This is a genomic window from Shewanella sp. ECSMB14102 (assembly GCF_000813075.1).
GTDB lineage: Bacteria > Pseudomonadota > Gammaproteobacteria > Enterobacterales > Shewanellaceae > Shewanella > Shewanella indica.
Window position 1 is genome coordinate 1 of the sequence record NZ_JWGX01000116.1, and the last position, 1,167, is coordinate 1,167.

General features: G+C 40.9%; 1 protein-coding gene. It reads right to left on the reverse strand.

Translation table 11 applies throughout. The features are described from left to right. Positions 1–46: 46 nt before the first annotated feature. Positions 47–1,111 (reverse strand): type I restriction endonuclease, encoded by a 1,065-nt coding sequence (locus RC73_RS19590; protein ID WP_039036201.1) that lies wholly within the window; start codon positions 1,109–1,111, stop codon positions 47–49. Positions 1,112–1,167 lie beyond the last annotated feature (56 nt).

The window sequence follows — 1,167 nt, forward strand, 5'->3', positions numbered from 1 at the left end:
CATCGATCTGTGATTTTTAACGTGACACAGAATTTTGAACACCCTCTTACTCGTAGAAGGTGATTGTTTGCAGTAAGGCTTCACTATGCAGGAATATATCGTCTACTGAGTCTAACGGATGACGGGTTTCATTCTTCTCATGGTCCATTAATCCGAGATATTTCTGTTTGGTATTAAAGTGCAGTCTGCAAATAGGCTTGCGATTATTGTTGTCCAGTAGAACTCCAAAATAGCTTTGCGTATCTCGTCCGGTGATTCTACTAACATCGACTTTTTGTCTAAGAATCGCCTTGATGACATTGTAGCCGTCAACCTCTTCTTCGGTCGTAATTATCCTTGGCTTATTTTCGATTTCGCCATCTGAGCCTGAGACTTCCTCAACGTCATCGGTCGCTCTATCTCCCATTGCAGACTTAAGTCTTTCATTAATACCGTCTTTCATAAACTGTTTGAGAGCTTTGGCCGTGATCTCAGTAAACTGTTGTTTTACCTTTGGAGTTAACATGCCGTCATAAACCCTGCTGGCAAAAAAGCGTACAAACTCTTCTTCAGGATTTTTGAACTGATCACTGATAATTCTCTTTATGTCACTTAGATATTTAAGTTCTCCAGCGGCATTGACGATAGACTCCATGTCAAATGTTGATTTTGTCAACTTTTTAACTTCCGGCACTATGTGTTCATCAATATTCTCCAGATCTAATACCAAAAAAGGCTTTTCATCCATCTTGTTGGGAGCGTCCAGATCAGTAAAAAAGAGGTACTGAACACCGTTGGTCAATATGGCAATTCTTGCTTTGGTGACTGAAAAATAGCGGAATAATTGGCTAGCATGTTTTATTGATAGTTTTTCGTTATATTTCTTGCACTCAATCAACATCAACACCTCTCCGTCTTTCATCAGCGCATAGTCGACTTTTTCTCCTTTTTTCGTTGGAGTATCGGCAGTGTACTCAGGGAGTACTTCATCTGGGTTGAATACGTCGTACCCTAATACAGAGCTTAGGAAAGGCATTATTAGTGCGTTCTTAGTTGCTTCTTCGGTTTGAAGGCTGGCGGATATTTGGGGGACGCGCTTTGATAGAGCTTGAATTCGTTCAATAAAATCCATTTCATTCACCCGCGAATTCAACTCCGAAGTGCACCACTCGCTAAATTAGGCTGCCT

Coding starts and splice junctions, on each gene's coding strand:
- RC73_RS19590 (WP_039036201.1), bottom strand. CDS start 1,111: ATGGATTTTATTGAACGAATTCAAGCTCTATCAAAGCGCGTCCCCCAA.